Raw genomic sequence first — 6,757 nt, forward strand, 5'->3', positions numbered from 1 at the left:
GCCATGCTTACGCAAATAATGTTTATCCAGTAATGCCTGCTGCATTTGCGGTAATTCAGGCGTCAGTTGTTGGCTGAAAATTCCCATATAGGCGACTTCTTCCAGCACCACCGCGCTGTGCACCGCATCGGCGGCCGTTTTTCCCCAGGCAAACGGCCCATGTGAATTGACCAGCACCGCCGGGATTTCCAGCGGACTGATATTACGCTGGCGCAGCGTTTCAATAATCACCTGTCCGGTTTCCCATTCATAACGTTCGACGATCTCGCCTTGCAGCATTTTACGGGTACAGGGGATATCACCATAAAAATCATCGGCATGGGTGGTTCCCCACGCCGGGATATCCCTGCCAGCCTGCGCCCAGATGGTCGCATGGCGCGAATGGGTATGAACGATGCCACCAATTTCCGGCCAGGCAAGATACAGCGCGCGATGGGTATCCGTATCCGAGGAGGGGCGCTTACTGCCTTCCACGACTTTGCCGCTTTCCAGTTCGACTATCACCATATCTTCGGCGGTCATCACCTCATAGCTGACGCCTGACGGCTTAATCACCACCAGCCCGCGACTGCGATCTATGGCGCTGACGTTACCCCAGGTGAAAGTCACCAGCCCGTAGCGTGGCAATGCCAGATTGGCTTCCAGCACCTGTTGTTTCAGTTGTTCCAGCATTGCAGAGATCTCCATTGACGGCTTTAGCACTATTTTCAGTGTGACCTGTCCGACTGGCTATGGAGCGGATTGCTGTATCAACGGCAGAAAGTGGCTGTTCACAAAACTTTCTGATGAAAATTGAGAATTTTTACCCTGCCAGAAGATTTGCATCTGGATACAATATTGATATGCAATAGCTTATAGGGTGATAGTTAGCACACTTTCTATATCCAACCGCAATTGCTCTCCACTGCTGCAAAAAGAACACCAGAAATCTCTTACCCATAAAGCACTGGAGTGCTGTAAGACTGGAACTTTAGGGAAGAAGGAGACGACGTTTTCACGCTTTTAGCAGGGAAATGGAAGTAAAACGTTCGTAAATAAGCAGTCCGTGGACCTAAATGCAGAGAACTCCAACTATACTTGAGGGGTATTCTCTGTGAGAAACAACTAAGGAGAAGTCATGATGTCAATTAATGCTAAACGTTTTACCGCCGCGATGCTGGCTGCCACATTAGTTCTTTCTTTAAGTGGCTGTTCAAACTGGTCTAAGCGCGATCGTAACACCGCCATTGGTGCCGGTGCCGGTGCCATCGGTGGTTCTATTCTCACCAATGGCAGCGGTTTAGGCACCATTGGTGGCGCTGCGGTCGGCGGTATCATTGGCCATCAGGTCGGCAAGTAATTTCAACTAACCATTATAAGAAACTGTTCTGGCTTAACGCAGCGCATCTGATGATAAAAAAGGCCGCGAAATTCGCGGCCTTTTCTTTCGGGATTTTTCCGGGACAAATGAATTAACCGCCAGCCAGCTTAACTTTCATGCCCTTCGCTTCCAGTAAGCTCTTAATCAAATCGCGCTTATCGCCCTGAATCTCGATCACGCCCTCTTTTAAGGCACCGCCGCAGCCACATTTCTTCTTCAGCTCGGCTGCCAGCTTGGTCAGCTCAGCATCATCCAGCTCGATACCGGTAATCAGGCAAACGCCTTTGCCCTTGCGTCCGCTGGTCTGACGCTGAATACGCACCACACCGTCCCCCTTCGGACGCACCGCTTTCTCTTTAGGCTGCTCAATACGTCCGCTATCGGTAGAGTAGACTAAACGACTGTTGTCGTCGTTCATGATGCCTCCTTCAGCGACGCCAGAATATTCTGCAGGGTTTGCGCCGGATCGTCAGACTGCGTAATCGGACGGCCGATCACCATATAGTCAACGCCCGCCTGCTGCGCTTCCACCGGCGTCATAATGCGACGCTGATCGCCTGCGGCGCTGCCTGCCGGACGAATTCCCGGCGTGACCAGTTTGAAATCCTGACCGATGGCAGTTTTAAAACGCTCTGCTTCATGGGCGGAACACACGACGCCATCCAGGCCACAGTCACGTGTCAGGCGCGCCAGGCGTTCGGCATGCTCAGCCGGCGAGAGATCGATACCGATATCGCGCAGGTCGCCCGCTTCCATGCTGGTCAGCACGGTTACCGCAATCAGCAAAGGGGCATCCTTACCAAATGGCAGCAGCGCTTCTCGCGCAGCGGTCATCATGCGCTTTCCACCGCTGGCATGGACGTTAACCATCCAGACGCCGAGATCGGCGGCAGCCGCCACGGCATGGGCAGCGGTATTTGGAATATCGTGGAATTTAAGATCGAGGAAGATTTCAAAGCCGCGCTGTTGTAAATCGCGTACCAGCTGTGGACCAAACAGCGTAAACATCTCTTTGCCAATTTTCAGGCGACAAGACTGCGGATCGATGCGGTCGACAAAAGCCATTGCGCGCTGGCGATCGGCATAATCCAGCGCCACCAGAATCGGCGAGTCGTTTACGGTTTGAGGTGATGACATGAGATAACCCTCTGACGGTGAAGCACCAGCATGGCGCAATGGATAAACGGCAAGCATTCTACCTGTGGCCGGGCCGGGTTTACAGCGCAAGCGGGCAGTTTCTCGCAGATATGACAAAATCCTTCTCCCGCCTGCCCGACCAAACACCTGCTACTTGGCTAAATTTTGCACCGCAAATATCATGCAGCTTATAGTATGTTGTAACTAAAGACAGTAACAAAAAATTCCCGTCACCGGGAATCTCTGTTCACTGACCATCCAGCCCTCGAATCGGCTTCACCGACGACCAGGCACGGCAGGAAGGACAATGCCAGTAGAGCGCATGGGCGGTAAAACCGCACTTATGGCAGCGATAACGTGGCTTGGTACGGATCTGCTCGCCAACCATATCCCGCAACACCATCAGGCTCTCTTTCGCCCTGCCGTCTTCCGCTTCATGCAGGTGGAAATCCATCAGACGGTGAAACACGCGCATGGTTGGATGGCGCTGCAACTGGCGGTTGATATACACCTGCGCCACCTCTGCGCCCTCATGGCGTTCCAGAATCTCCGAAAGATAGAGTTCAGCCGCTGCGCCGGTATTTTCTTCCACACAGCGTTTCAGGTAGTCAGCCCACGCCTGCGGCTGGTTCAGGCGCTGGAAACAGGTTTCCAGCATCTCCAGCGTTTCGCTGACCAGCTCTTTGTCCTGCTCAATCACCCGCTGAAGATGCTTAACCGCTTTGGCATCTTCCCCTTGCGCCATCAGAATGCGACCCATCATGATCGACACCCTGGCGCTCTGGCGATCTGCCGCTTCAGCCTTATTCAGCAGGTTCATCGCGCGATCGAGATCATCGCTGGCCATCGCCTGCAGCGCCAGCTCACAGTAGAAGTGGGCGATCTCCATCTTCTGACGATCTTTGCCCAGCTTCACCAGCCGTTCGGCAACATCAATCGCCTTGTGCCAGTCGCTGGTTGCCTGATGGATCAGTAACAGCTGTTGCAGCGCGCCAATACGGAAGTCGGTCTCATCAATCAGCTGACCAAACATATCTTCTGCCCGGTCATACATCCCCGCCACCATATAATCACGGCCAAGTTGCTGAATTGCTAACAGCCGCTGATCGTAAGTAAGTGAGGCGCTCTCCATTAATGACTGGTGAATACGGATGGCGCGGTCAACTTCGCCGCGAGAACGAAACAGGTTGCCGAGCGTCAGGTGGGCTTCCACCGTACCGCTGTCCTCTTTCAACATATCGAGAAACAGATCGACGGCTTTATCCTGTTGGTTTGAAAGCAGGAAGTTAACGCCGGTAACGTAGTCGCGAGACAGTCGACTCGCTTCCTGTTGCTTATCCTGTTGCGCACTTCTGCGCCCCATGTACCAACCATAGGCGGCAGCAACGGGCAGTAACAGAAACAGCAATTCCAACATGGCGGGTTATTCCTTGACGGCAGGAACGCGTGACGTTGTCACCACGGCGTCTGCCTCGCCCAGCTGCTGCTGAAGACGTTTAAGCTTGCGCTGGGAATTTGCCAGCGCAACGCGAACGCGTAGCCAGAACAGGCCGCAGATCGCCCAGCCGAGCAAAAAACCGACGGCAAACAGCGTGGCCAGCAGCGTGGAAATGCGATACTCCCCCGCAGCCAGCAGATAATTAAAAGATACCACCTGATCGTTATGCGCACCCAGTGTCACCGAGATGACGAAAATCACCAAAACCAGTAAAAAGATCAGTAAATATTTCACATTTCGTCCCGTAATTTGGTGTTAACCAAAGAATTATGCCAAAAAATTCGATCGGATGCTGCATGTTAAACAGTTAAAACATCCGGTCCTGCAGGAATAAGCCCCCGGCCCCACACCCTATGCAACTGGTTATGGGGGCGCGGACGGCAAATTTCAATCACTGTGGCGCATCATCTTCACGCTGCGCTATTTCACGCTGCTCCTGCGGCGGAATGGTCAGCGGCCCACACACGCGCTGCGCCAGCCAGCACGCCAGCGTCACCAGCAGCCAGCTGATCAGCGTTGCCACCACCAAATCCCGTGGCCAGTGCATCCCGAGCAGCATGCGGCTGCCCATCACGGCGCTGGCCCACACCATCAGCAATACCACGGTTTTGATATGTCGACGCGGCCATAATAAGCCAACGCCAAGTAGCGCCCAGCTGGCGGCAAACATGGTATGCCCGGAAGGAAAAGCAAAGCCGGTTTCAAATGCCCAGTGTTTTTTTAGCCACGGCGGCAGCTCGGTGTCATTTTCTAATAGCCCGGTCACCGTCTTGCCGCGCTCTTTATGCTTAAGTGCATAAAAGTCCTGCTCGCTGACGCCATGGGTCTGCTCTAACCACAGCACATAGGGACGAGGCTCCTGCACCTGCTGTTTAATAAACGACTTGGTGTACTGCCCTGTCAGAATTGCGGCTATCATAATGACTAACAGGAAGATCGCTGGCCTGGCGCGAAAACGCAGGCACCATAAAAACCAGCCACAGAGGATGGTGCTGGTCAGAATACCCCACGGACTGGTAACGGTCTCGGTCATCCAGAACAGTGCCCGAAGCCATAACCCGCTGGCTCCCGGCTGCCACTGCCAGCCAGAAATCCATACCGCCAGCGGCATAATCAGTAACAACAGCGCACCGATAGCGGTACGTCTGGCAATTTCTAACATGGTTCTTCCTTGTTAAGCATTAAGCTAAGTAAGCATAATTTCTTACATAAAATTAACAAGCTAACTATCAGGTTGCTTATCGTGCCTTTGTGCATTTAAATTAGCGCAATTCAGAGAATGAGCCTGACAATTATGGCAAAATAGCCAGGTTTTTATGAATCATTTTGCCAGATCCGCGAGTGACAGACGGATCTGAGGCGATGTTTGCGGAGAGTCACATGCAGCTTAAACGGGTGGCAGAAGCCAAACTGCCAACGCCATGGGGAGACTTCCTTATGGTTGGTTTTGAAGAATTGGCAACCGGGCACGATCATCTGGCATTGGTATTTGGCGATATTGCCAATAATGATCCAGTCCTTGCGCGTGTTCACTCTGAGTGTCTGACCGGCGACGCGCTGTTTAGTTTACGCTGTGATTGCGGCTTTCAGCTGGAAACCGCACTGAACACCATTGCCGAAGAAGGCCGCGGCGTACTGCTCTATCATCGTCAGGAAGGCCGCAACATTGGCCTGCTGAATAAAATCCGCGCCTATGCGCTACAGGACAAAGGCTACGACACGGTGGAAGCCAACCACCAGCTGGGCTTTGCCGCGGATGAGCGTGATTTCACCCTGTGCGCTGATATGTTTAAACTACTTGGCGTCAATGAAGTGCGCCTGCTCACCAATAATCCGCGTAAAGTGGAGATCCTGAGCGAAGCCGGGATCAATATCGTGGAGCGTGTGCCGCTGGTCGTCGGACGTAATCCTAATAACGCCCACTACCTTGATACCAAAGCAGCCAAAATGGGTCATTTGCTGCCGAAAGAGTAAGCCTGACCGCCGGGGAAACCCGGCTTTTAATCTGCTAATGACCTTTATCGATCCATGAATAATAATTGCCGTACCTGCCCCCGCTTTCCACATAATTTACGCTGAACTTATAAAGATCGGCCAGCCGCTGCACCACTTTTCCATTAGGGGTTTGCGTTAAAAAAATATCCCTTAATTCATCACCTGATTTATCTTCAGTTAAGCTGATGGTCTGTTGATTGCTCACCATGTTCTGCTCTATCCAGTCGGGTATTACGCGATAAAAATCTTGTTCTCTGGCGATGCGTTCATACTGCCAGCTAATCAAATCACTGATAAAAAAAGGATCCTGCGGCTTTCTGCGCATTCCCCAGATAATCCAGTGATTTGGGTGGTACTCCGCCTCCAGCACCGTTTTAATGCGCCCTTTTACTCTTTGGGTGGTGATACGGTACGGATTGTCCTCATGGACATAATGCGTCAGCTTGTCAGAACCAGTAACTGCCGCAATACGTTCTTCGTACGACGGTATCTGCCGCTCCCCCATGGCTGCCGCCATTTCGCGCCCGGCAGCTTTTGCGCCACCACTTAGTCCGATACGCCGGATAGTGCCGAGTCGCTGACGCAACGCATCCGTGGCTTCCGATAATAGCGGGGTAATTCCGGCTCCCAACGAGATTACCCCGGCGGCAAAAGCGATCCAGCCAAGAGCGGAGGAAAGGTGCGAGTTGTGCACCAGCGTACTGCCCAGCCCGCTGGTATCCGCCAGCAAGCTTGCCGCACCGGTTAACAGCGGGATGACACCCGCG

9 protein-coding genes are annotated in these 6,757 nt (G+C 53.0%); 2 read left to right on the plus strand and 7 right to left on the minus strand.

Translation table 11 applies throughout. From position 1 onward, the window contains the following. Window positions 1–672: L-ribulose-5-phosphate 4-epimerase (gene araD, locus NG42_RS09675; protein ID WP_052899096.1), on the minus strand; the 672-nt coding region annotated here is incomplete at its 3' end. Between the two features lie 448 nt (window positions 673–1,120). On the opposite strand from araD, the gene osmB reads away from it, so the two are divergent. Continuing rightward, window positions 1,121–1,339 carry an osmotically-inducible lipoprotein OsmB gene (osmB, locus tag NG42_RS09680; protein WP_052899121.1) on the plus strand — a complete coding sequence of 73 codons (219 nt, stop codon included), beginning with the start codon at window positions 1,121–1,123 and terminating at the stop codon, window positions 1,337–1,339. Window positions 1,340–1,451: 112 nt separating this feature from the next. On the opposite strand, the gene yciH is transcribed toward osmB, so the two are convergent. The 5 genes from yciH to pgpB all read right to left on the minus strand — a co-directional run bounded on the left by yciH (window position 1,452) and on the right by pgpB (window position 5,157). After that, window positions 1,452–1,778 carry a stress response translation initiation inhibitor YciH gene (yciH, locus tag NG42_RS09685; protein ID WP_052899097.1) on the minus strand — a complete coding sequence of 109 codons (327 nt, stop codon included), beginning with the start codon at window positions 1,776–1,778 and terminating at the stop codon, window positions 1,452–1,454. Further along, window positions 1,775–2,497, minus strand: a complete 723-nt coding sequence (gene pyrF / locus NG42_RS09690) for an orotidine-5'-phosphate decarboxylase (RefSeq protein WP_052899098.1) — start codon at window positions 2,495–2,497, stop codon at window positions 1,775–1,777. Before pyrF ends, yciH begins: the two co-directional genes overlap by 4 nt. A 247-nt stretch (window positions 2,498–2,744) precedes the next feature. Beyond that, window positions 2,745–3,914, minus strand: a complete 1,170-nt coding sequence (gene lapB, locus NG42_RS09695) for a lipopolysaccharide assembly protein LapB (RefSeq protein WP_052899099.1) — start codon at window positions 3,912–3,914, stop codon at window positions 2,745–2,747. 6 nt (window positions 3,915–3,920) lie between these two features. After that, window positions 3,921–4,229 (minus strand): LapA family protein, encoded by a 309-nt coding sequence (locus NG42_RS09700; protein WP_052899100.1) that lies wholly within the window; start codon window positions 4,227–4,229, stop codon window positions 3,921–3,923. Window positions 4,230–4,386: 157 nt separating this feature from the next. Then, entirely contained in the window at window positions 4,387–5,157 is a 771-nt protein-coding gene (pgpB, locus tag NG42_RS09705; protein WP_052899101.1) for a phosphatidylglycerophosphatase B, read from the minus strand. Between the two features lie 218 nt (window positions 5,158–5,375). Between pgpB and ribA the strand changes: the two genes are divergently transcribed. Next, a complete protein-coding gene (gene ribA, locus NG42_RS09710) occupies window positions 5,376–5,969 on the plus strand; it encodes a GTP cyclohydrolase II (RefSeq protein ID WP_052899102.1) in 594 nt (197 codons plus the stop codon). Between the two features lie 34 nt (window positions 5,970–6,003). Here the strand turns inward: ribA and NG42_RS09715 are convergent. Next, on the minus strand, window positions 6,004–6,757 hold a 754-nt coding region (locus NG42_RS09715; protein WP_420911307.1), incomplete at its 5' end, for a hypothetical protein.

The organism is Winslowiella iniecta (assembly GCF_001267535.1).
GTDB lineage: Bacteria > Pseudomonadota > Gammaproteobacteria > Enterobacterales > Enterobacteriaceae > Erwinia > Erwinia iniecta.